This is a genomic window from Micromonospora sp. LOL_023 (assembly GCF_048060115.1).
GTDB lineage: Bacteria > Actinomycetota > Actinomycetes > Mycobacteriales > Micromonosporaceae > Micromonospora_E.
In genome coordinates, this window is record NZ_JBHMIM010000157.1 from 1 (window position 1) to 1,498 (window position 1,498).

Here is a 1,498-nt window from a genome sequence, read left to right on the forward strand (position 1 = left end):
CTTCGCCGTCTACCGCATCTAACAAACCGTGATCAAATCAGGCATAGAGGAACAACGCCGGGGCCGTGCCACCCGACCACCATGATCCGTCCGATACCAGTCACCGTCCACACTGTGATCTGTCAGGTGTCGGTCCCCGGTCCGCCGATGGCAGGGCCCGCCGGCCAGAGCGCCGCCAGGCCGGCCGGGGCCGACGGCCCCCGGTACGCGGCCCGCAGCACCGCCGCGCCGACGTCGGTGCCGCCCCGGTCGGCGAGCGCCACGAACCAGTCGATGCCGGCCGGGTACGCCCACAGGTACGACCGAAGCTGCGGATCCACGCTCCGGTCGGTCAACGCGTTGCCGATCTCCTCCTCGGTCCAGAACGGCACCCGGGCCCGCGCCCACGTCACGCAGTCGGCGACCGACACGCCGTCGTTGATCGCCAGGTGCAGCCCGGCCCGGACCAGTTGGGTGTAGTGCGCCAGCCGCACCCGCGCCACCGCCGAGGCGTCGTCGCCGATCACGAACAGCGGCAATGCCTGCGCCAGCCCTTCCAGCAGCACCTGTGTGTTCGTGTGGACCGACAGCAGGCGTACCACGCCGTCGTCGGTGGCCGTCCACCGCGCGTACCAGCTGGCCGACTGCAGGGCGTGCCCGAGCACCTCATGCAGAGCGAACACCCGCGCCTGTGTCTCGGTGAACTCGGCGCGGTGCCGGTTCAGCCGCAGCCGGGCGGCAGCGCCGGCCCCGTCGAGCCAGTACGACCAGTAGGCGTCCACCTCGGCGGACTCGACCGTCAGCTGGTACGGCGCGTCGGTGCCGGTCGCCGCCCGTACCAGTGGTGCCAGGTCGGCCGCCGCCTGGTCGATGGCGTCCGGGGCGTCCCGACGCCGCAGGACGCCTTCGGCGCGGGCCAGCTGGGTGAGGGTCCGGCCGTCCCAGTCGATGTCGAGGGCGGCCAGGCAGGCCCTGGCCCGCTCGCCGACCTGCGCGACGTACCCGTCCGGCCAGCCCGCCACGCCGCAGCCCTGGGTCAGCCGGACGTATTCGGCCAGCGGCAACCGCTGCCCCAGCATGGCCCGTAGGTAGGCGATGTCCGCGTCGACCCGGGCCCGCAGCCGATCGTCGGCCCGGCAGGCCGGCTCGTCGGCGATGGCGGTCAGTTCCGCGAGTACGGCGACCCGGCTGGTCGCGGGTGTCGGCGGCGCGGCGGCCTGGTCGAGCGGTGCGCAGTCGTAGTCGATGACCGGGTTGGTGCCGCGGTGGCGCTCGTAGCTGTCCCACGACCGCAGGACCGCTTCGATCCGGTCCCGAACCGACGTCGTCGTCATCGCCTCATCCTGGCGCACCGGTGGGCACAGCTGGCCCACAGACACGGCACAGCCTTCCTGCTGGGACCTGCCGTAGGGGTTTGGGCGCAGACGCGGAACGACGTCTGGCCCCGCAGCTGCGGACGCGTGTTGGCCGGGTCCCGCGTACGCGGGACCCGGCCAACGACACACATCACATCAGGAGG

General features: G+C 72.5%; 1 protein-coding gene. It reads right to left on the reverse strand.

Going from position 1 to position 1,498, the window contains the following annotated elements; all coding sequences use genetic code 11:
- Positions 1-122: 122 nt before the first annotated feature.
- Positions 123-1,313, reverse strand: coding sequence for a hypothetical protein (locus tag ACFHVL_RS31230; protein ID WP_416632217.1), 1,191 nt, complete (start codon positions 1,311-1,313; stop codon positions 123-125).
- Positions 1,314-1,498: the final 185 nt, after the last annotated feature.

What these genes read in the sequence shown, in the direction of transcription:
- ACFHVL_RS31230 (WP_416632217.1), bottom strand. Translation starts at nt 1,313, where the DNA reads ATGACGACGACGTCGGTTCGGGACCGGATCGAAGCGGTCCTGCGGTCG.